Annotated in this window: 22 protein-coding genes; 3 read left to right on the top strand and 19 right to left on the bottom strand. The window is 42.5% G+C overall.

Annotated elements, in window-relative coordinates:
• Positions 1–288 precede the first annotated feature (288 nt).
• The 17 genes from nagZ to yceD form a co-directional block, all read right to left on the bottom strand.
• A complete protein-coding gene (gene nagZ, locus AM629_RS17885) occupies positions 289–1,311 on the bottom strand; it encodes a beta-N-acetylhexosaminidase (protein ID WP_054480702.1) in 1,023 nt (340 codons plus the stop codon).
• A gap of 47 nt (positions 1,312–1,358) precedes the next feature.
• Positions 1,359–2,246 carry a thiamine kinase gene (gene thiK / locus AM629_RS17880; RefSeq protein WP_235525516.1) on the bottom strand — a complete coding sequence of 296 codons (888 nt, stop codon included), beginning with the start codon at positions 2,244–2,246 and terminating at the stop codon, positions 1,359–1,361.
• Positions 2,209–2,775, bottom strand: coding sequence for a penicillin-binding protein activator LpoB (lpoB, locus tag AM629_RS17875; RefSeq protein ID WP_054480697.1), 567 nt, complete (start codon positions 2,773–2,775; stop codon positions 2,209–2,211). Before lpoB ends, thiK begins: the two co-directional genes overlap by 38 nt.
• Positions 2,776–3,027: 252 nt before the next feature.
• A complete protein-coding gene (gene hinT / locus AM629_RS17870; protein ID WP_054480695.1) occupies positions 3,028–3,378 on the bottom strand; it encodes a purine nucleoside phosphoramidase in 351 nt (116 codons plus the stop codon).
• Between the two features lie 71 nt (positions 3,379–3,449).
• The gene (locus tag AM629_RS17865) at positions 3,450–4,235 is read right to left on the bottom strand and encodes a metal-dependent hydrolase (protein ID WP_054480693.1); all 786 of its coding nucleotides are present in this window, start codon (positions 4,233–4,235) and stop codon (positions 3,450–3,452) included.
• A gap of 30 nt (positions 4,236–4,265) precedes the next feature.
• Positions 4,266–5,249: a DNA polymerase III subunit delta' gene (gene holB, locus AM629_RS17860; RefSeq protein ID WP_054480691.1), complete on the bottom strand. Its 984-nt coding sequence runs from the start codon at positions 5,247–5,249 to the stop codon at positions 4,266–4,268.
• Complete coding sequence (tmk, locus tag AM629_RS17855) at positions 5,249–5,887, bottom strand: dTMP kinase (RefSeq protein WP_054480689.1); 639 nt, start codon at positions 5,885–5,887, stop codon at positions 5,249–5,251. The genes holB and tmk overlap by 1 nt, the downstream gene beginning before the upstream one ends.
• Positions 5,884–6,909, bottom strand: a complete 1,026-nt coding sequence (gene mltG, locus AM629_RS17850) for an endolytic transglycosylase MltG (RefSeq protein ID WP_054480688.1) — start codon at positions 6,907–6,909, stop codon at positions 5,884–5,886. Before mltG ends, tmk begins: the two co-directional genes overlap by 4 nt.
• Positions 6,910–6,936: 27 nt before the next feature.
• Positions 6,937–7,761, bottom strand: coding sequence for an aminodeoxychorismate lyase (gene pabC / locus AM629_RS17845; protein ID WP_054480686.1), 825 nt, complete (start codon positions 7,759–7,761; stop codon positions 6,937–6,939).
• 371 nt (positions 7,762–8,132) lie between these two features.
• On the bottom strand, positions 8,133–9,383 hold the full coding sequence (gene fabF, locus AM629_RS17840) for a beta-ketoacyl-ACP synthase II (protein ID WP_054480684.1): 1,251 nt from the start codon (positions 9,381–9,383) through the stop codon (positions 8,133–8,135).
• 75 nt (positions 9,384–9,458) lie between these two features.
• Positions 9,459–9,695, bottom strand: coding sequence for an acyl carrier protein (acpP, locus tag AM629_RS17835; RefSeq protein ID WP_015833846.1), 237 nt, complete (start codon positions 9,693–9,695; stop codon positions 9,459–9,461).
• Positions 9,696–9,849: 154 nt separating this feature from the next.
• Positions 9,850–10,584 (bottom strand): 3-oxoacyl-ACP reductase FabG, encoded by a 735-nt coding sequence (gene fabG, locus AM629_RS17830; RefSeq protein WP_054480682.1) that lies wholly within the window; start codon positions 10,582–10,584, stop codon positions 9,850–9,852.
• 7 nt (positions 10,585–10,591) lie between these two features.
• Entirely contained in the window at positions 10,592–11,524 is a 933-nt protein-coding gene (gene fabD, locus AM629_RS17825; protein ID WP_054480680.1) for an ACP S-malonyltransferase, read from the bottom strand.
• An 18-nt stretch (positions 11,525–11,542) separates the two neighbouring features.
• Positions 11,543–12,496 carry a beta-ketoacyl-ACP synthase III gene (locus AM629_RS17820; RefSeq protein ID WP_054480678.1) on the bottom strand — a complete coding sequence of 318 codons (954 nt, stop codon included), beginning with the start codon at positions 12,494–12,496 and terminating at the stop codon, positions 11,543–11,545.
• Positions 12,497–12,502: 6 nt separating this feature from the next.
• Complete coding sequence (gene plsX / locus AM629_RS17815; protein WP_072161927.1) at positions 12,503–13,540, bottom strand: phosphate acyltransferase PlsX; 1,038 nt, start codon at positions 13,538–13,540, stop codon at positions 12,503–12,505.
• Between the two features lie 29 nt (positions 13,541–13,569).
• Positions 13,570–13,740 (bottom strand): 50S ribosomal protein L32, encoded by a 171-nt coding sequence (rpmF, locus tag AM629_RS17810; RefSeq protein ID WP_011147057.1) that lies wholly within the window; start codon positions 13,738–13,740, stop codon positions 13,570–13,572.
• Between the two features lie 12 nt (positions 13,741–13,752).
• Entirely contained in the window at positions 13,753–14,277 is a 525-nt protein-coding gene (yceD, locus tag AM629_RS17805; RefSeq protein WP_054480676.1) for a 23S rRNA accumulation protein YceD, read from the bottom strand.
• Between the two features lie 142 nt (positions 14,278–14,419).
• On the opposite strand from yceD, the gene AM629_RS17800 reads away from it, so the two are divergent.
• Positions 14,420–15,010, top strand: a complete 591-nt coding sequence (locus AM629_RS17800) for a Maf family protein (protein WP_054480675.1) — start codon at positions 14,420–14,422, stop codon at positions 15,008–15,010.
• Here AM629_RS17800 and rluC read toward each other — a convergent pair.
• Positions 15,007–15,969, bottom strand: a complete 963-nt coding sequence (rluC, locus tag AM629_RS17795; RefSeq protein ID WP_054480673.1) for a 23S rRNA pseudouridine(955/2504/2580) synthase RluC — start codon at positions 15,967–15,969, stop codon at positions 15,007–15,009. The two genes, AM629_RS17800 and rluC, sit on opposite strands and share 4 nt — an antisense overlap.
• 559 nt (positions 15,970–16,528) lie before the next feature.
• Here rluC and rne point away from each other — a divergent pair.
• Together rne and AM629_RS17785 are read left to right on the top strand one after the other, a co-directional pair.
• On the top strand, positions 16,529–19,594 hold the full coding sequence (gene rne, locus AM629_RS17790; protein ID WP_054480671.1) for a ribonuclease E: 3,066 nt from the start codon (positions 16,529–16,531) through the stop codon (positions 19,592–19,594).
• Positions 19,595–19,770: 176 nt separating this feature from the next.
• Complete coding sequence (locus tag AM629_RS17785) at positions 19,771–20,403, top strand: SDR family oxidoreductase (protein ID WP_054480669.1); 633 nt, start codon at positions 19,771–19,773, stop codon at positions 20,401–20,403.
• Positions 20,404–20,528: 125 nt separating this feature from the next.
• Here AM629_RS17785 and tmaR read toward each other — a convergent pair whose 3' ends face one another.
• Positions 20,529–20,846, bottom strand: coding sequence for a PTS system regulator TmaR (gene tmaR, locus AM629_RS17780; RefSeq protein ID WP_054480667.1), 318 nt, complete (start codon positions 20,844–20,846; stop codon positions 20,529–20,531).
• Between the last annotated feature and the right edge of the window lie 927 nt (positions 20,847–21,773).

The raw sequence follows: 21,773 nt of genomic DNA, 5'->3' as shown, positions 1-21,773 counted from the left end.
ACATCACAGAAAATTTCAACTAAGTTGTCCATAGCCTGTTCCCCCTCGGAGCTGTTTTTGGGTCTGCACCAAAACTTTGCTCCTGGAACAGGCTTCTCGTCAATTTCTTATCCAGAATTCGGGTTATTTACATAAAAAGTAAAATACGATTTAGAAGAAATTCCTAAAAAACCTGACATTGAGGAAATTATAGGAATGAACTTCCAGGATAGAGACTCTCTACCCTACCCTGGGATTAGCAACTGTCTCATTTTGATAAACAAATGAAGCTTTGAAATATTTTTATCACTACCTCACACAATCTTGCCATTTATCATGTAAAGCAATTAACGCTTTACTAGCCTGCTGCCAGCGTTTTGAATCCTTTAACTCATTCAGACTGAATTGACCGCCCCGATGATACAATTCTGATACTTTCTCTGCTTTGGTCAGAGGTAGATTATCAATCACACTGACCGCCCCCTCACGATTATTACACACCAGGATCATGTCACATCCAGCATTCAATGCAGCCTGTCCGCGCTCAACGTAACTGCCCATAATCGCCGCACCTTCCATAGAAAGGTCATCCGAAAATATCACGCCATTAAAGCCCAATTGCTGGCGCAGCACTGATTTCAACCAATATGATGATCCGCTGGCAGGATATTTATCTACCTGAGAATAGATCACATGAGCCGGCATCATCGCATCCAACAAGTTACGCTGGATAAAATCACGAAAAATAGACATGTCATGACGGCAAATGAGTTCCAGAGGACGATCATCGTGAGGCGTTTCTTTATGGGAATCGGCACAAACAGCACCATGTCCCGGAAAGTGTTTACCCGTCGATTTCATGCCAGCAGAATGCATACCTTTAATAAAGTGTTCTGCCATCATCATGGCCTGTTCAGGGTTTTCATGGAATGAACGTTCACCAATAGCCACACATTGATGGCCCAAGTCCAGAACGGGAGCAAAACTGATGTCGATATCCATTGCAATCATTTCGGATGCCATTAGCCACCCTGCTTCTTGCGCCAATTTCATACCATCAAAATTATCACTCAATTCAGCAAAAGACTGGGCCGCAGGTAAACGGGTGAAACCTTCACGGAAACGCTGAACTCTGCCACCTTCCTGATCAACAGCAATGACAAGACGATGACGGGAAGCCTTACGAATCTGGCGTACTAATTCACGTAATTGCTCAACATCATGAAAATTGCGGGTAAACAGAATTAAACCGCCCACTAATGGATGTTGTAAAATTTCCTTTTCTTCACTATCCAGTTCATAACTGACAACATCTAACATTACCGGACCCATAACATTCCTCACTTGTAAATGTACTGCAATCGATGCAGCGTAAGAGATTAAAACGCCAGACCAAAAGAGAGACGCAACTGTTGTGCTAATTCTAAAAATTGTCTATCACGGCTCTGTTTCCAACGCACTTCAAACCACATTAAAATCATATAATCAACCCAAGGTTGCCAACGTTTAATCTGACTCTCCAATAACGTTCGATCCAGATATCCTGATGGTTGACCACAATAATAGTTCAAAAACATCTGTTGCTGCGGTTCATCCCAATGATTAGTCCGAAACAATGTCGCTAATGCAAACCCAATATCTGTATCCGCTGCATATTCCCAGTCAATGAGTTTCAATCCCTGATGCGTATTGATTAAATTACCGCAATGAACATCCATATGAACCGGTGACAGTTTCAGTATTGAAGGCGTTGGAGAGGAGATAAAATATTTATGTAGCCGCAACCAGCCCGGAGTAAGACGAGCTTTATCGATTTGCAACCACTGGCTTTCTAACTGATGCCGTAGTTGAAGCGGATAACCGAACAGCGGCTGATGATGCAAAGTGACCAATAGTGCCGCCAGTTTTTGCAAAAAATCAGGCTGAGAAAACTCATCTTGTCCAATAACATGGCCAGGCAACCATTCTAATAACAACCAGTGGCGATCCATGGCAATCACTTGCGGAGCAATTTCTGTCTGGCTGAGATGGAGCAGAATAGCATGCTCACGCTGACGATTAACACCGAGCTGACTCCCTTGCTGCCACTGCCTGCGACCGACAACATGATATTCACCATGAGTCACGTAATAGCTTTCATGTGTCAGACCGCTTAGCGGTCTTATCTTCCAATCACTTGCTATTGTATGAGGCCATTGTCTACACACTGCCTCCAACAAACGATCATAATTACTTAACGTCACTGAACCCTGACCAGAGAATCTCACCAGTCTGTACCGACATCAGTTGCATGACGATGTCACGTTTATCAGTGTTACCTGAAACGATAGAATAGAGAACATAATCCGCATTCAAGTAGCGAGCCAAGCCAATCGCTTTGCTGCGCAATCCCAAGCTATCTTCTTCAGTTAAACCCAAAGATTGACGAGCACTCTGCACCTGATTTTGGGAAACTAATTCAAAAACATTTTTGCTACTAATGACTTGACGCAAAGCATCTGTTGCTTGCATGGCTTGCAACACCCCATTGGTATTATTCTTTACCGTATCAATTAACAGTAACTTCCCGTTTCCCAACCCATGAGTCTTAACCATTTGTTCTACTAATGGCTGCACACTACCTTCCCAGTCAGTTATACGCATTTTAGGTGGCTCTGGAACCTTATCAGGTGGTGATATCGGTTCTGGTGGCGGCACAGGTATAACCGGAGCTGGAGGCTCAGGCTGCTGTGGTGGCAAGGATGGACAACCAGCCAACAACATGACCGATAATGCTACAAAAATAATTCTTTTCATCAACCTATTCCAATTACAGAGTTTTAAAAAATAGATAAGTTCCTGCTGTGACACTAGCAATTGACTATCAGTTCAACCCAGTAACAAAGTCGGAGCATTTATTTAAAAAATCAAGATACCCGGAGTGATCCTGAAACCCGTATTCTCTCCGAATATCTGCCTATATCCGTCACCTTTCAAGTTGCCTCTTTGTTGGCTGCTTTCTCTTACCCCAGTCACATCGTTATCTATGCTCCTGGGGATGCTTCACGTTTACTTCTCCAGTAGTGGCCCTAAATGGCAACCACCAACCAGATGCATGTGGATATGATATACTACCTGCCCTGCATGACGGTTACAGTTCATAATCAAACGATATCCATCTTCCGCAATACCTTCTTGTTCAGCAATTTTTGCAGCAACCGTCATTATTCGCCCCAACGCTAATTCATGCTCTGGTTTCACATCGTTTACCGTTGGGATCAAAACGTTTGGAACAATTAGAATATGAATCGGTGCCTGCGGAGAAATATCACGGAATGCCGTTACCAAGTCGTCCTGATAAATAATATCAGAAGGTATTTCACGACGAATAATTTTACTGAAAATAGTTTCTTCTGCCATCACATTTTCCTTTTATCCAAATAATACAGAGAGATATGAATGCTTATAAACCACAAATTCAAGCTAATAAATCAGTTTTTGTATACTTCAACATGAAATAGATCACAGAAATTCTGCGTGGTAACTTTAGCCATTTCTTCAATACTTACGCCTTTGAGTACAGCCATATATTCCGCTACATCACGCACGTATGCAGGCTGATTTTCTTTGCCACGATGTGGCACGGGTGCAAGATAAGGGGAATCAGTTTCAATCAGAATACGATCCAACGGTACATATCTTGCCGCTTCACGAATTTGCTCTGCATTACGGAAAGTCACAATACCAGAGAATGAAATATAGAAGCCTAAATCCAGTAATTCTCTGGCGGTATCTTTATCTTCGGTAAAACAATGTAAAACACCACCACATTCTTGTGCCTGCTCTTCACGCAATACCCTCAAGGTATCATCACGAGCACTGCGGGTATGAACGATAACAGGCTTATTAAGTCTGCGGCCAATACGGATATGTTCACGAAATGAAGTTCGCTGTAGTTCAGCGTTATCCTGTTGATAATAGTAATCCAGCCCAGTTTCACCCAGAGCAACAACTTCATTGCCGGCAGCTAAATGTGCCAACTCATCAAAATCATAGCCTTCATCTAAATTAAGTGGATGAATACCACAGGAAAAAACGATATTTTCCCGCTCACCAATTAAAGTTTTCATTTGCCGGAAACCGGGTAGCGTCGTCGCTACTGCCAGCATAAATTTTACCTCCCGATCTGCCGCTTTTGCGACAACGTCATCTACATTTTTATGTAGCTTTTCATAATCAAGGCAATCGAGATGACAATGTGAATCAACTAACAACATATTAAACTCGTATACAAAAAAATTTCAGGGTTATGAATTAAACTGTTTTTCCCAATTAAGCAATTGCTCTGTCAGTAACAGCTCCCAATTTACGCCCACTACTGAAAGTAGCTGATGACGACAATATGTCCAGTCATTAACGCTTTGTAGTAAAACAATTGTAGTATGCATGGAACTCAATTGATAAATCAGCGTTTGTTGATCCTGATTGATGCAATAATTTGGGGACTGCTGCTGCCACTTGACCGCATCAAGTAACAAGCTGATGAGCCAATGAAGACGTTGCGGCGCATTTTCGTGATTTAATTGGGGTAAAAGTGACAAAGCATCACGTTTATCCAACGCCTGTTCAATAGCCTGACAAAACTGCCTCCGCACCTGCCATTGCTCCGGTTGCAGTAATTGCTCTGCCGCAACAGGAGCGCCTTGAGACAGTTTCAAAGCCGTCATTGCATCGTTCGAAGAAATTGAGGGTAACTGTTTTTGTAACCAATAAAGACTGCTCTCCACCTTGGGTACAGGTAAAAAATAATAAAAACAACGGCTACGTAAAGTTGCCAGAAGGCTGACTGGCTGCTGGCATTCCAACAAAAAATAGGTATATTCCGGCGGTTCTTCCAGTGTCTTCAATAATGCATTAGCCGCCGCGTCTGTCAAACCTTCCGCTGAAGGTAACCAAACAATTTTTACCCCACCTTGCTGGGAACGGCGATAGAGCGTTTCCGTAACCTGGCGTATCACCTCAACACCGATACTGGTTTTACCCTTTTCCGGTGACAAAATATGCCAATCTGGGTGGGTTTCTGCCATCATCAGACGGCAACTATGGCACTCTCCACAGCTTTTCATTTCCTGTTTATTCTGACACATCAACCAGCGGCTTAATCCGTATATCAATACATCAGCCCCTGATCCTGCATTAGCATGAAGCAATAAAGCATGATGACCACGTCCTTGTTGATGAGATTCTACCAACTGACGATATGCCTGATTAAGCCATGGATACCAGTTCATCAGCAATTTTCCTGCTGTTTCAACCATTGCTCAAGTACTTGGCAAATATCCGCTTGTACCCGCTCTATTGGTTGGGAAGCATCAACTGTCACAATACTCTTATCCTGTGCCGCAAATTCCAAATAACAACTACGAGTGCGATCAAAGAAATCCATCGATTCCTTTTCAATTCTGTCTAATTCCCCACGCTGACAGGCACGTAACAAACCAACTTTAGGAGGAAGGTCAAGATAAATAGTCAGATCAGGGCGAAAACTACCAAGGACAGCATCACGCAGCGAAGTCATCAAGTTTTTATCAATACCACGCCCTCCTCCTTGATAAGCCTGAGAAGAGAGATCATGACGATCACCGACAACCCATGAACCACGAGCTAAAGCAGGTTTAATTACATTTTCAACCAACTGAACCCTGGCTGCATATAGCATCAACACCTCTGCTTTATCAGTCAGAAGTTCACCTTCAATACCTTGCTTAATCAACTCACGCAATCTTTCTGCCAACGGTGTTCCTCCCGGTTCACGGGTGAAAACTAAATCCTGAATACCATGCTGCTTCAATATTTCAACGACCGTTTTCATCGCTGAGGTTTTTCCGGCACCTTCCAGCCCTTCAATAACAATAAATTTGCTGTTCATTTGCCTTGTCTTAGTCCCTGACGGTAAATATTCACCGCCCTGTTATGTGCAGCCAGATTGGTCGTAAAAGTATGACCACCTTTACCATCCGCCACAAAATAGAGAAATTCGGTTTTTGCCGGATGCGCGGCGGCTTTTATTGAAGCCAGACCGGGCATGGCAATGGGTGTTGGTGGCAAGCCATTAATCATATAAGTATTGTATGGTGTCAATGTGGTTAAATCTTTGCGAAAAATAGTACCTCTATATTTTTCACCTAAACCGTAGATCACCGTCGGATCAGTTTGTAGCCGCATATTTATTCGCAAGCGATTAATAAATACAGAAGCCACTTTTGTCCGCTCTGCTTCAACACTTGTCTCTTTCTCAATGATCGACGCCATGATCAACATTTCATAAGCATTTTTATAAGGTAGATCTTTAGCTCGTTCTTTCCATTCCTCTTCAAGCGTCATTTTCATCTGTCGGTATGCCCGTTTCAGTAACGCTATATCGCTTGTACCCGCCGTGTAGAGATAAGTATCAGGATAGAGCCATCCTTCTAAGGTATCTGTGTCCTTGATACCCATAATCTTAGCTAATTCCTGAGCATTTTTATCATCCAATTCATGCTTAATATACTCAGATTGTTGTAGTATTTTCCACCAATCAGACAAACGGCTGCCTTCAACAAAACGGACCGTGAATTGTGCCTCTTTACCACTGGAGAATAATTGCAACATTTCTCGCAAAGTCATTTCTCGTGTCAACTGGTAAGTGCCCGCTTTAAACTCGGCAAGTTTTGGCTCCAGCCTTAATAACCAAGGGAAAATATGGCTGTCTTCAATCAGACCATCCTGAACCAGTAATGTTTCCAAACTATTGCGACCAATGCCGGCTGGCAGTGTAAATATCAGATCTTGTTTAATTGCCAGTGTTTGATCTGCAAATTTTTCAACTTTTTTATAGCCCGCATAGAACAATATCACTACCACAATGACAATCAGAACCAATAGGGTAAAAAGGCGTTTTTTCCGTTTCATCGATTAATCACTTAAACACAGAATGAATTACAACTTCAAACATTCAGGAAGCAAATATTCATACAGCTCCCTTGACTGATATTTCCATGCAGGCCGATTTTCATGTACCTGAATTTCGTTGACAGGTATCACCGGCATTAACGAATTACAGACTATCACCTCGTCTGCACAAGCCAATGTCTCAGGGTAATGGTTTATACAGGAAAGGTAATAGTCACTTTCTGATAGTAACTGCATTATTCTTTCCCGCATCACGCCTTCAACGCCACAGCTCTGCAAGTCAGGAGTATACACATCCTTCCCTTTGCGCCAGAAAATGTTTGCAGTACAACACTCGACCAATAAACCATTTGTATCAAGTACCAAAGCTTCATCGGCATTTAATTTTTCGATAAATGATTTAATCAATACTTGTTCCAATCGGTTAAGATGTTTAATTCCAGCAAGATAGGGGTTTATCCCTATAGGTATTGGACTAAGTACTAAAGAAAGACCTTTTTCACGCAGCCTCAGATAGTGTTCGGGGTAAGGACTGAGAGACAAGATCTGATTTGGTTGTGTAAGTCCTTGAACGCTGTAACCACGTCCCCCAGTTCCACGGGAGAGGATAATCTTGAGTACGCCTTGTTCAGAAGTGGAAGCGATCTGCTTTATATGGCTTTCAAGCTGTTGCCAATTAAGTTGCGGAAGAGATAACTTTTCAACACCTTTTTGTAATCTTTTAATATGCAATGGCAAAAAAGCGGCTTGTCCTTGCTCTATTCTTACTGTTGTGAAACAACCATCACCGAATTGAATTGAACGATCATTCACAGGTAAGTAGTCACACAGCTCTCCATTAATCCAATGCATATGATTTTGTTCTTAATTACTCAAAAAGGCATTTCAACCAACTTATCAAGAAGCGGTATCATAGTATATAGCTGATATGAGTGCAAAAATGCTCGCAGAAATTGTCATAAAAAAGCTCCAATAACGATCAACTATTGGAGCTTTTTATTCTGGCGCCTTAAACTATTTACAAAATCATACTGAAAAGGTGGCTCTCAGTAGCATGTATTTGTAATATCAAGCTTTGCTTGTTAATAAAGTTTATACCTGTTATCTTTCAAGTTGCCTCTTTGTTGGCCGCACTCACTCACCCCGGTCACAGAGTTCTCTATGACATAGTTCTCTATGCTCCCGGGGATTCGCTCCCTTGCCGTCGCGATCCATCTTGAAATCTATTGGGTATAGATCTTACGGAAAATCAGTGAACCGTTCGTACCACCAAAGCCGAAAGAGTTACACAGTGCATATTCCATACCTTCTACCTTACGGGATTTGTTAGGAACAAAATCCAGACGGCAATTCTCATCCTGGTTTTCCAGGTTGATAGTTGGCGGAACAATCTGATCACGCAGTGCCAAAATTGTGAAAATAGATTCCACAGCACCAGCTGCACCCAGTAAATGACCCGTCATTGATTTGGTTGAACTGACTAAAACATCAGTACCTTCACCAAATACTGCTTCAACTGCATGGGCTTCCGCTAAGTCACCGGCAGGCGTTGAAGTGCCATGTGCATTGATATATCCCACTTGTTCAGTGGTGATGCCAGCATCTTTTAGCGCATTTTCCATCGCCAACGCAGCACCAGCACCATTTTCTGGTGGTGATGTCATATGGTAGGCATCACTACTCATGCCAAACCCAACGATTTCCGCATAAATTTTCGCGCCGCGTTTCTTCGCATGCTCGTACTCTTCCAGTACCAGGATACCTGCACCATCCCCCAGAACAAAACCATCACGGCCTTTATCCCACGGGCGGCTTGCACTCTGAGGAGCATCATTACGGGTAGACAAAGCACGGGCAGCACCAAATCCACCAACACCCAGAGGGGTGCTAGCTTTTTCTGCACCCCCTGCCAACATGATATCAGCATCATTGTAAGCAATAATACGAGCTGCATGACCGATATTATGCACACCTGACGTACACGCTGTAGCGATAGAAATACTTGGACCACGTAAACCGTAAATAATACTCAGATGACCTGCCACCATATTTACAATTGTGGAAGGTACAAAGAATGGACTGATCTTACGGGGACCATTAGCCACCAATGCTCCATGATTTTCCTCAATAAGACCCAAACCACCAATACCAGAACCAATAGCAGCACCAAAACGACTAGCATTGGCTTCTGTTACTTCGATTCCAGAATCTTCAATGGCTTGCACACCTGCTGCAATACCATATTGAATGAAATCATCCATCTTTCGTGCATCTTTGCGCGAAATATTAAAATCTTCATGATTAAAATCTTTAACCAGGCCAGCAAATTTAGTTGCATGGTGACTGGTGTCAAAATGATCAATCAGGCTGATACCACTCTGTCCGGCACAAACAGCTTTCCAAGAAGATTCAGCTGTAATACCGACAGGAGATAACATGCCTAGTCCGGTCACCACTACTCGACGCTTAGACACGCTTATCCTCCAGGGAGGGAAATAGAATTTAGGACAGAAACATAGGCGGTCGAGTGACCGCCTAGGTGTGTTCACTTATTTGCTTTCGTTCTGGACGTAATCAATAGCTGCCTGAACTGTCGTGATTTTTTCTGCTTCTTCGTCTGGAATCTCAATATCAAACTCTTCTTCCAGAGCCATTACCAGTTCAACTGTGTCAAGAGAATCAGCGCCCAAGTCATCAACAAAAGAAGCTGAATTAACAACTTCTTCCTCTTTAACACCAAGTTGTTCAACGATGATTTTTTTAACGCGTTCTTCAATAGTGCTCATGCTATTAAATTTCCTATCAAAATTCGCTTTCGCGATGGTTTTCGTAGTTTATAAAATACAGGAAAAGATGCAACCAAATCCCGGCTGGTCGAACCACAATCTTGCTCTATTTTGCGTTATTTAACACAAAAAATGCAACTGGTTCGCTCATTTTTTAGCTCATATACATGCCGCCATTAACATGTATTGTTTCACCTGTGATGTAGGCCGCTTCATCAGAAGCTAAGAAAGCCACAGCACTGGCAACTTCTTTCACATCCCCAAACCGCTTAACTGGTATGTCCTTCGAAAAACTTTCCAGCTGCTCATCTGGTAATGCTCTGAGCATATCAGTTTCGATAAACCCTGGCGCGACAACGTTGACCGTGATACCACGGGAAGCAACTTCACGAGCCAATGTTTTACTGAAACCAATAAGCCCGGCTTTCGCCGCCGCATAACTCGCTTGACCAGGGTTACCGACTGATCCAACAACAGAACCGATAGAAATGATACGACCGTAACGTTTTTTTATCATAGGACGCATTGCCGCTTTTGACATGCGGAAAACGGAAGAAAGATTAGTGTCAATAACATTTTGCCACTCATCATCTCTTATGCGCATCACCAAGTTATCACAAGTAATACCTGCATTATTGACTAATATGTCAATTTCACCAAACTCTGTACGAATGGTAGACATAACCTGTTCAATAGATTCCAGATCAGTAACATTCAGTACAAACCCCTTACCTTTTTCACCAAGGTAAGCACTGATGACCTCAGCACCTTTTTCACTCGTTGCTGTACCAATAACACAGGCTCCACGTTCAGTGAATAACTCAGCAACTGCACGTCCGATTCCACGGCTGGCGCCTGTTACCAGTGCAATTTTTCCATCTAATCTCATGTTATCCTCAATTATTTTCCAATGCGGTTGCTAATGAAATTGTGTCATTAACCGCTGCTGCGCTTAAAGTATCGACAATTCTTTTAGTTAAACCTGTCAAAACCTTACCTGGCCCTATTTCTAATAGCTGTCCGACACTCTGTCCAGCAATAAATTCAACTGTTTCTGTCCAACGAACAGGATTATAGAGTTGTCGTACCAGTGCATCACGGATAGCTTCAGCAGATTGTTCTATTTTCACATCAACATTGTTTACCACTGGGAACTGAGGATGACTGAATTCAATTCCGTCCAAAACAACTGCCAACTTATCTGCGGCTGGTTTCATCAGTGCACAATGGGACGGCGCACTAACTGCCAAAGGCAGTGCACGTTTTGCGCCTGCAACTTTGCATGCAACGCCAGCACGTTCTACAGCCTCTTTCTCACCCGCAATAACAACCTGACCAGGTGAGTTAAAGTTAACAGGGGAAACAATTTGCCCCTGAGCTGCTTCTTTACAGGCTCTGTCAATAGACTCATTATCCAAGCCAATAATTGCATACATTGCACCAGTGCCTTCAGGTACAGCTTCTTGCATCAATTTGCCACGCAGTTCAACAAGTTTAATCGCTTGTTTGAAATCAATGACACCTGCGCAAACCAGTGCAGAATATTCACCCAGGCTATGTCCTGCCATTAGTGCTGGTGCTTTTCCACCTTTTTCCTGCCAAACCCGCCAAATAGCAACTGAAGCTGCCAGTAACGCGGGTTGGGTTTGCCATGTTTTATTCAGTTCTTCTGCCGGACCCTGTTGAACCAGTGCCCAAAGATCATATCCCAGCACACCAGCTGCTTCAGCAAAAGTGTGTTCCACAACCGGGAACTCTGCGGCCAAATCGGCCAACATACCAAGGGATTGAGAACCTTGGCCAGGAAATACCATTGCAAATTCAGACATGTTCATTTTCCTGTCAAATTAAAAACGTATCAGTGCTGAGCCCCAGGTAAGACCACCACCAAAAGCTTCAAGCAAAATTAACTGACCACGTTTAATCCGGCCATCACGCACCGCTTCATCAAATGCAGTAGGTACCGATGCCGCGGAAGTATTACCATGACGATCCAACGTCACCACCACTTTATCCATAGTCATATGTAACTTTTTAGCTGTCGCTACGATAATACGCAAATTGGCCTGATGAGGTACCAGCCAATCCAGCGCACTATGCGATAAATTATTAGCTTCTAATGTCTCATCAACCAAATTAGCCAACTCACGGACTGCAATTTTAAATACTTCATTACCAATCATACTGGCATACGCTGGTTCTTTCCGATCCTGGCGATCCTGATAAGGCAACACTAACAATTCACCATAGCTACCGTTTGCATGAAGGTGAGTTGAAAGAATCCCTGGCTCATCAGAAGCACCGACTACCATCGCACCCGCTCCATCACCAAACAGGATAAGGGTTCCGCGATCTTCTGGATTAAGCGTTCTGGTAATAGAATCAGAGCCGATAACCAACGCATGTTTTGCAGCACCGGTTTTAATGAACTTATCAGCAATACTCAGTGCATAAGCAAAACCAGAACAAGCCGCAGAAATATCAAAAGCAGCTGAATTTTGGGTACCCAACATGTGCTGAATTTGGCACGCAGAACTTGGGAAAGCATGACTGGATGAAGCCGTCGCCACAATGATTAAATCAATCTGATTTTTATCAATGCCAGACATTTCAATCGCTTTTTCCGCAGCCCTAAAACCCATAATTGCAACAGTTTCATCATCAGTAGCAATACGGCGTTCACGGACACCTGTACGGGTAACAATCCATTCGTCAGAGGTATCCACCATTTTTTCTAAATCAGCATTAGTGCGCACTTGCGCAGGCAAATAACTACCTGTACCTAAAATTTTTGTATACATGTATGTTCAGTCACTCTTGGGTAATGCTGTTTCCAGGCGTGCAGCAATTCTATCAGGAACCTGCCTTTCAACGGCCTGAACAGCCTGTTCGATTGCGGCTTTAAACGCATGTTCATTAGCCGCCCCATGGCTTTTGATTACTATTCCATATAATCCTAACAGACATGCGCCATTGTATTGGTCAGGGTTCAGGTGACCGAAGCGTTTTGTCATCCGTTTTTGCAACCACTTCTTGACTATTTTCAACAACCAGGAGAATCGTCTCTTTTGCCCATCCGATGATTTAAGCAGGGACAAAATAACTCTGATCGCCCCTTCCATCGTTTTCAACGTTACGTTACCTGCGAAGCCGTCACACACCAACACATCCGTTTTGCCTGTTAACAATTGATCGCCTTCTAGGTAACCAATGTAATTCATTGTTGGAATGTTTTTTAAAATAGTGGCGGCTTCGCGGATATTATCAAGCCCTTTACTCTCTTCTGTACCAATATTTAGTAATGCTACCCGAGGATTAACCATACCGACGACTTCCTCTGCCATCACTGAACCCATAATGGCGAATTGCACCAACATACGGCTATTGCAATTAACATTGGCACCCAGATCCAGTACCACAGTTTTTTGCTGTTCCAAGTTTGGCAATACTGTCATCAAAGCAGGTCTTTCTATGCCATCAATAGATTTTAGCATCAATTTGGACAACCCCATCAATACTCCGGTATTTCCTGCACTGACACACGCCCTCGCTTCACCAGATTTGACTAAATCCAGTGCAACTCGCATTGATGTTCCGCGGCTGGCTCGAATTGCCTGCGACGGTTTAGCATCATTAGCCACAACCTGTTCAGCAGGTACCACTTGTAAGCGACTGAGCAGTTCAGCATCGATATTTACAAGCAAAGGAGAAATGATATCGGGGAGTCCGACCAACAATAATTTAAGTTTAGGATTAGATGCCAGTGCCTGCAATGCAGCAGGCACTGTAACGCGAGGACCAAAGTCCCCGCTCATGGCATCTAACGCTAAAGTCAGATTAGTCAAGGTATCAACTTGCTAATGACTAGCGGAGATTATTTGTTGATGACCTTGCGGCCACGGTAGTAACCATCAGCAGTCACATGGTGACGCAGGTGAGTTTCACCAGAAGTTTTGTCTACAGATAATAATGGTGCAGTCAGTGCATCATGAGAACGACGCATACCACGTTTAGAACGAGTTGGTTTATTCTGTTGTACGGCCATTGACCTTACTCCTTAAGTACTTTTCTTTAAGCTGGCTAATACGGCAAATGGGTTTGGTTTTTCAGCCTCTGGAGGTAATTCACCAAATACCATGTCCGCGTCGGACACTTCACAGTGTTCAGAATCATGTACCGGAACCACCGGCAGAGAAAGAATTATTTCATCTTCAATCATCGCCAGCAAATCTATTTCGCCAAATTCGTCAACGCCAATTGGCTCATACTCTTCCGGTAATGCTTCAGCCTGTTCATCATTGACGACCGGGCTAAAACAATATGTTATGTGAACGTGATGACTGAAATTACCGCCACAACGCTGACACTGAAGCGTGACATCCACATCGGAATGCCCCCGTACAGCTGCCAGACGTTGATTATCTATCTGAAACGATAAAACGCTGTCTACATCTTTGTCCACGCTAACCACAGATTCCGCGATACGCAAAACTTGCTCAGGTGAATAACTACCTGTGTAGTCTAATCGTTTCTGAGCTGCGCGAAGCGCATCAATGGTCAGGGGTAATTTTACCTTTTGCATAAGGCGCGCATATTATCTTTGTAATGAGATATAGTCAAAGAAAAAGGCCACACATCTGCACCTTTCCGCCAAATATTCGCTTATTAAGCATTGCTTAGTTTAAAATGCCTACAATTATTTCGCCATGTATTTTGGAAAAATTATGACACAAATCATTTTAGCTTCCACATCAGTTTATCGCCGCATGTTAATGGAAAAACTCCGTCTGACCTTTATATGCGCGGCTCCAGAGGCTAATGAAACACCTCAAATTAATGAAAACGCTGAACAACTCGTTATGCGTCTGGCACAAGCTAAGGCACAGTCATTACAAGCAAAATATTCTCAACATTTAATTATTGGTTCTGATCAAGTTTGTGTTATTAACGACAAGATTACTGGCAAACCACATAGTTTCGAAAATGCCTTTAAACAATTACAGCAAGCGAGTGGTCATTGCGTCACCTTTTATACCGGTATTTCTCTCTTTAATAGTAAAACAGGGGAAATAGATACCCGTTGTGAATTATTCAATGTTCATTTCAGAGAGCTAACTCATGATGAAATCTGGGCTTATTTGAAAGCAGAAGAACCGCTTAATTGTGCTGGAAGCTTTAAAAGCGAAGGATTAGGAGTCACTTTATTTGAACGGCTTGAAGGGAAAGATCCGAATACGCTGATCGGCTTACCATTAATTACATTGACGGAATTATTAATCCGTCAGGGGATAAACCCACTGACGGCTACACGTTAATTACGTACAGTATCTTGACGCAACATTTTTATGCAATCGTGTAATTGTCCATCCATCGGTGCTTCAAGACGTAATGTCTCCCCTGTCGATGGATGAGTAAATTTCAACGCACTAGCATGTAAAAATAAACGATTAAGGCCCGTATCTGATAGCTGCGAATCAAAAGCCTTATCGCCATAACGATCATCAAAAGCAATCGGATGACCGGCATATTGAGCATGAACACGAATTTGATGAGTCCGGCCCGTTACTGGGCTGGCTCTCATTAGCGTTGCATTGGTAAAGCGTTCTTCTACTTTAAAGCGTGTTTCAGAAGGCTTACCTTCGCCATTCACCTTCACAATCCGTTCACCACTTTGCAAGATATTTTTCAACAATGGTGCTTGGACAGCCTTGCAATGTGATTGCCATTGTCCCCGTACCAAAGCCAAATAATCTTTCTGCATCTGTTTGAGCCGTAATTGCTCATGCAAGGCCCGTAGAGCTGAGCGTTTTTTCGCAATTAATAAAATTCCAGACGTATCACGATCCAAACGGTGCACTAGTTCAAGGAATTTTGCCTCTGGACGTAGAACCCGCAACCCTTCAATAACGCCAAAACTTAAACCACTGCCTCCATGCACAGCGGTACCTGAAGGCTTATTAATCACCAGAATATAGTCATCTTCATATAAGATACAGTCATCCAGTGCCGCGACTTTATGCAGTTTAGCTGAAACCGATACCTCTTGCCGTTCTGCGACCCGAACAGGTGGAATTCTAACCACATCTCCCGCAGACAATTTATACTCGGGTTTTACCCTGCCTTTGTTTACCCGAACTTCTCCTTTACGCACAATCCGGTAAATCATGCTTTTAGGAACACCCTTCAAACGCGCTAATAAAAAGTTATCAACGCGTTGTCCAGCCTCATCGTCATCTATAGTGACAAATTGTACAATTTGATTATTCGTTTTCATGACAGCGATTCTAATTATCACTCAAGCGGAGTGCTACTCATTTTTAAATATGAGTAAAAATCACACATACTTTCCGCCAGTGACCTTTCCCTGTTTAAGACAAAGACCAAATATTAACTATTTATTCATATTTCATCAGAAAAAGCTCTTAAAGGCATAAAGTCACCTTGCTATCACCCCAACAGCAATGGAATAATGCGCAGGTACCGTCAGTTTTTTTAATTCTGAATGGCGAAGTTAAATGTTTGTTCTTTATTTGATTGCACAAAAGCGCAGCAATGGCGTAAGACGTACTGGGGAATCAAATAATTAGCGGGCTACGGGTAGCAGCTTACTGGGATTGGACCAAATCCGCTTCATTTATATTTGCAGATTATTCCTGGGAAAGAGCGCTGTTTTTTAAGTGAAAATTCAGGCTCACCGAAAATATGCGTCTCTATACAAACGACAACCGGGAGGTTGGCGGATTTGTAAAAGACACGAGACCATCGGTTACTAGTAGCTCATCTATATTTGCCCGTAGCTCTATAACTAATGTAAAAATAATGAGTAAGTTACAATGAAAAGAATGCTAATCAACGCAACTCAACAAGAAGAGTTGCGTGTTGCTCTGGTTGACGGGCAACGCCTTTATGATTTGGATATCGAAAGCCCAGGACATGAGCAAAAAAAAGCAAATATCTACAAAGGTAAAATCACCCGAATTGAACCTAGCCTGGAAGCCGCTTTTGTTGATTATGGTGCTGAAAGGCATGGTTTCCTTCCTATCAAAGAAATAGCCCGCGAATACTTTCCTAATAACTACCATCCCCACGGTCGCCCTAATATCAAAGATGTTTTGAGGGAAGGCCAGGAAGTTATTGTTCAAGTCGATAAAGAAGAGCGTGGTAACAAAGGCGCAGCATTAACCACTTTTATCAGTTTGGCGGGTAGTTATCTGGTACTGATGCCAAACAATCCCCGCGCTGGCGGTATTTCCCGCCGTATCGAAGGTGATGATCGTACAGAACTGAAAGAAGCCTTGGCATCTTTAGAAGTGCCAGAAGGAATGGGACTGATTGTCCGCACCGCAGGCGTCGGTAAATCCGCAGAAGCACTACAGTGGGATTTATCATTCCGTCTCAAGCACTGGGAAGCCATCAAAAAAGCCGCCGAAAGCCGCTCTGCTCCGTTCTTAATCCATCAAGAAAGCAATGTTATTGTCCGTGCTTTCCGTGACTATCTGCGACCAGACATTGGTGAAATATTAATCGACAATCCTAAGATTCTCGATCTGGCACGTCAACATATCACCGCACTTGGCCGCCCGGATTTCACCAGCAAAATTAAGCTGTACAGTGGTGAAGTTCCTCTGTTTAGCCATTATCAGATTGAATCACAGATTGAATCTGCGTTTCAACGTGAAGTTCGCCTGCCATCAGGTGGCGCTGTAGTTATCGATACCACAGAAGCATTAACAGCGATTGATATTAACTCTTCCCGTGCAACACGCGGGGGCGATATTGAAGAGACAGCTTTTAACACTAACCTTGAAGCAGCCGATGAAATTGCTCGTCAGTTACGCCTGCGTGACCTCGGTGGCCTGATTGTTATCGACTTTATCGATATGACACCAGTACGCCATCAACGCGAAGTAGAAAACCGTCTACGTGATGCTGTCCGTCAGGATCGTGCCCGTATTCAAATTGGTCGTATTTCCCGCTTTGGCTTGCTAGAGATGTCTCGTCAGCGTTTGAGTCCATCTCTGGGTGAATCCAGTCATCACGTTTGTCCGCGTTGTAGCGGCACCGGCACTATTCGTGATAACGAATCTCTATCATTGTCCATCTTACGTCTGATTGAAGAAGAAGCACTGAAAGAGAACACGCATCAAGTACATGCTATTGTGCCGGTACAAATTGCGTCATACCTGTTAAACGAAAAACGCCAGGCGGTCAGTGCAATCGAACGCCGTCAGGGAGATGTTGGCGTAGTGATCGTTCCTAACGATCAAATGCAAACCCCACACTTCTCTGTTCTGCGCGTGCGTAAAGGTGAAGAAGTTTCTACCTTAAGTTATCTGTTGCCTCAGTTGCATGAAACTGGCGCAGTAAATCCGCAAGAAGATATCCAGCCTGAACGTAAACGTCCTGAGCAACCAGCTATCTCTGCTTTTGCCTTGCCAACCGATGCACCGGCACAACAACCATCAAATAAAGCAAAAGAGAAAAAGCCTAACCGTCCTGCTCAGACTAAAATAGAACAACCTAGTCTCTTAAAGCGTTTCTTAACTGCCTTGAAAAAAATGTTCAGCGCAGAAGAAGAAAAAACAGTCCAGAGAAAAGACAACAAATCATCTGGTCATGATAACCGCCGCCCTTCCGAGCGACGCAACCAGCGCCGTCAGCATTCACGTAAAGATCGTGATGATAGTAACCTGCGTGATGAGCAACGTAATAACCGTGATCGGGATGAACAACGGAAAAATCGTAATACTCAGCAGAAAAATAGCATTCAGGATAACAACACCATAGATATCGCTGCTCATGAAACTCAGCAACAGCAACGTCGTGAGCAACGAGCAGAACGTCAACGCCGTCGTCAGGAAGAAAAACGTCAGCAACAGCTTGAAACGAATAAACCAGAAGTTGCTGAAAATGAGAATGAGGTTGAAGAATGCTTACCGGTTATTCCTCGCCGTCAGCGCCGTCAGCTTGAGCAAAAAATCCGTATTACAGATGAAGTGAAAGAAACTACAGCTGTCATCACTTCCCTATCCGCGCCTGTAATCACGGAAGAACAATTACCAGCACCAATTGAAATACGGGCTGAAACAGCTCAACCACAGCAACCGACGGAAAATAAAGAGCAACAAGACAATGTTATGCCGCGTCGCTCTCGTCGCTCTCCTCGCCATCTCCGTGTGAGTGGTCAGCGCCGCCGCCGTTACCGTGATGAGAGAAATCTGCCTCAATCACCGGTACCATTATCTATGGCTGTTGCATCACCAGAAATGGCTTCTGGGAAAGTTTGGGTTCGCTACCCGGTGGTTCCTATTTCCAGCGAAACTCCTGAAGAAACCTCTGTAGCTGAACAACAAGTCGTTAAGCAACCGCATGAGGCCCTGCCAATAATAGTGACAGAAACAGCACCTGCAATGATAGTTACGACAGAACCTAAACAAATCATCACTGACTTACCTAGAGTAGAGGTACCAGAAGATTATCAGGATGAAATCAAACCAGAAGCAGCCATTGCAGAAAAAAATGATGCTGTCTTGCAGCAAAATAAATCATTACAACAAGAACTATCAGTTATTGAACCTGTTGCAATAACACCGGTGACTACTGAACTCGAACAATACCCTCAGATAAAAGAAATTGTCGTTCCTAAAGAAATTTCGGAAGTGGCCGTTGTTAAAGAGTGTGAAGCTGAAACAATTAAACAACCTGTTGCTATAGTTAAAAGTCATTACGCTTACGCGCCAATGACCAAAGCACCAGCCCCAGAGATGATTGAACAACTTGTTATTATCAGTGAATGGCAACGACCTTTTTCCCATTTCGAAGGGAAAGGGGGAGCAGGAGGCCATTCAGCGACTAACTCAGCTACTTCTCCGATGGCTAAGCCACAATTTTTTGAATAACAACATTATTTAACATTAGCAAAATTTAACAAAATGGCTCTTTTTCCGGGAGCCATTTTTTTGCCACTTTCCTCACAAAATACTTATCATCAATTTCATTCCATCTACAATAAGGTTTAAATTAAACGGTTATCACCCTATTGATGAATTACTTTTCAATCTGGAGAACACTCTTCATGAAACCATGGCTTATTTTTGGTGCAGGTAATGGGATTGGACGCCATTTAGTCGCTATCGCATTGCAACAAAAACGCCCCGTAATTGCACTTATCCGCAATTCTCAACAGGCTTGCGAGCTTAGTAACTTAGGTGTCAGAGTGATACAAGGCGATGCCTGTGATGCAGAAAGTGTTGAAAAAGCGGTGCAAAATGCAGGCTCAAAAGCAATTGTATTTTCTACTATTGGTGGAGTTGATTCAGATCTCCTAGGTAATATGACTATCATTGATGCTATTGAAAAAGCAGGAATAATACGTATGTTACTCGTCACATCAATAGGTTGTGGTGAAAGCTGGAAAACCCTGTCACCCAGAGCCAAATCATTATTTGGTCAGTCTGTCAGACGTAAATCAATGGCAGAAAGCTACCTTCAGACCAGTTCTCTAAATTATACAATTATTCGCCCAGGTGGATTAACAGATAAACCAGGAACAGGCCATTGCCAGCGATATCAAAATGATATTCATGGTGTGGTCAGTCGCAAAGATGTTGCACATGAATTGGCAGTAATAGCAGAAGAAGAATCTTCATATCAGCAGATTTATGCCTTGGTTGATCCAGAACTTAAGCCTGATTGGGCTACTGCATAATCGATAAAAATAACCACGCATTAATGCGTGGTTATCTATACCCAATAGATTTCAAGTTGCAGGACAGCGGCAAGTGAGCGCAGCCAATAAAGCAGCAGCTTGAAAGATGAAGGGTATAATGATATTTACTTAAGCTCACCTATTGTCTTAAGCTTTTTGGACAATTCACGGCGCTCTTTGGAGAGATCCGCATTTTTAATGATGTAATCATCTATACGGTCTTCATAGTCACTACGCATATTCATAATAATGTTCTGGATATCCTCAATTGACATACCCGGCTTGATGTATTCACTAAGGTTATCAAGCAATAAAACACGTTTCTGATTGTCACGTATTTTCTTTTCATTGTCTGCGATTTCGCGCTGTAACTTATTCTTACGACGAAACATACGCACAAACTCCAACACATTCTGAAATGACGGCTTATTTACGTTGTCCATTTTCCTACCTTATATTCAACCTAGACATACAGATTATAATCTGATTACACAATACAGGTTAAAGCCATTAATAGACAAGCCAGTTTCTATTCTTTATTGATTTTAATTGGTTACAGAAGCTTGTTAGCTCCTAGCTTTTTGCTGAAAATTTCATCACGTTGATTGTTTGAAAAAAACTGCCTGATACAAATGAATAACAAACAGTCAATCTGTCACTGATAAAAACCGAAGCTTTTTTCCCCCTTCCCTTACCACGACAGGACCAAAATACGATGATCGCTACAACTGTTTAAAACCGAAATTATAAATCTATTGGAAGAAAAATTTTATACCCTTCATCTTTCAAGTTACTGCTTTGTTGGCTGCGTTCACTTGCCGCCGCGCTGCAATTTGAAATCTATTGGGTATATATTTACAAGTAACAATTAATTTCGTTCCTATTTCATGAAAATTAAAAAATCAAATAAAAAACTATAAAGCTAATTTTCCATTATTCCAGAAGTTATAATTATTTAATAAACCATCGAAAAGCCAATAGAATAAAAATTAATTTCATGAAGCATCATTATTAAAACCTTAAATAAGAGATAAATATCCTCAACAACATCCCATATAGTTTTATACCCTTCATCCTTCAAGCTGCTGCTTTGTTGACTGCGTTCACTTACCCCAGTCACATAGTTATCTATGCTCCTGGGGATGCGTTCTCTTGCCGCCGCGCTGCAACTTGAAATCCATTGGGTATATATGTAATCATATTTTGAAACGTTATATAACAGAGCCATTAAAAAAACAATTCAGATAAAAATTATATCAACCAGAAATAAATATTAGTTTATTAGTTTATTAGTTTATTAGTTTATTAGTTTATTAGTTTATTAGTTTATTAGTTTATTAGTTTATTAGTTTATTAGTTTATTAGTTTAT

This window comes from Photorhabdus heterorhabditis (assembly GCF_001280945.1).
In the GTDB taxonomy this organism is placed as follows: Bacteria; Pseudomonadota; Gammaproteobacteria; order Enterobacterales; family Enterobacteriaceae; genus Photorhabdus; species Photorhabdus heterorhabditis.
This window is presented reverse-complemented; position numbering and strand designations above follow the sequence as displayed.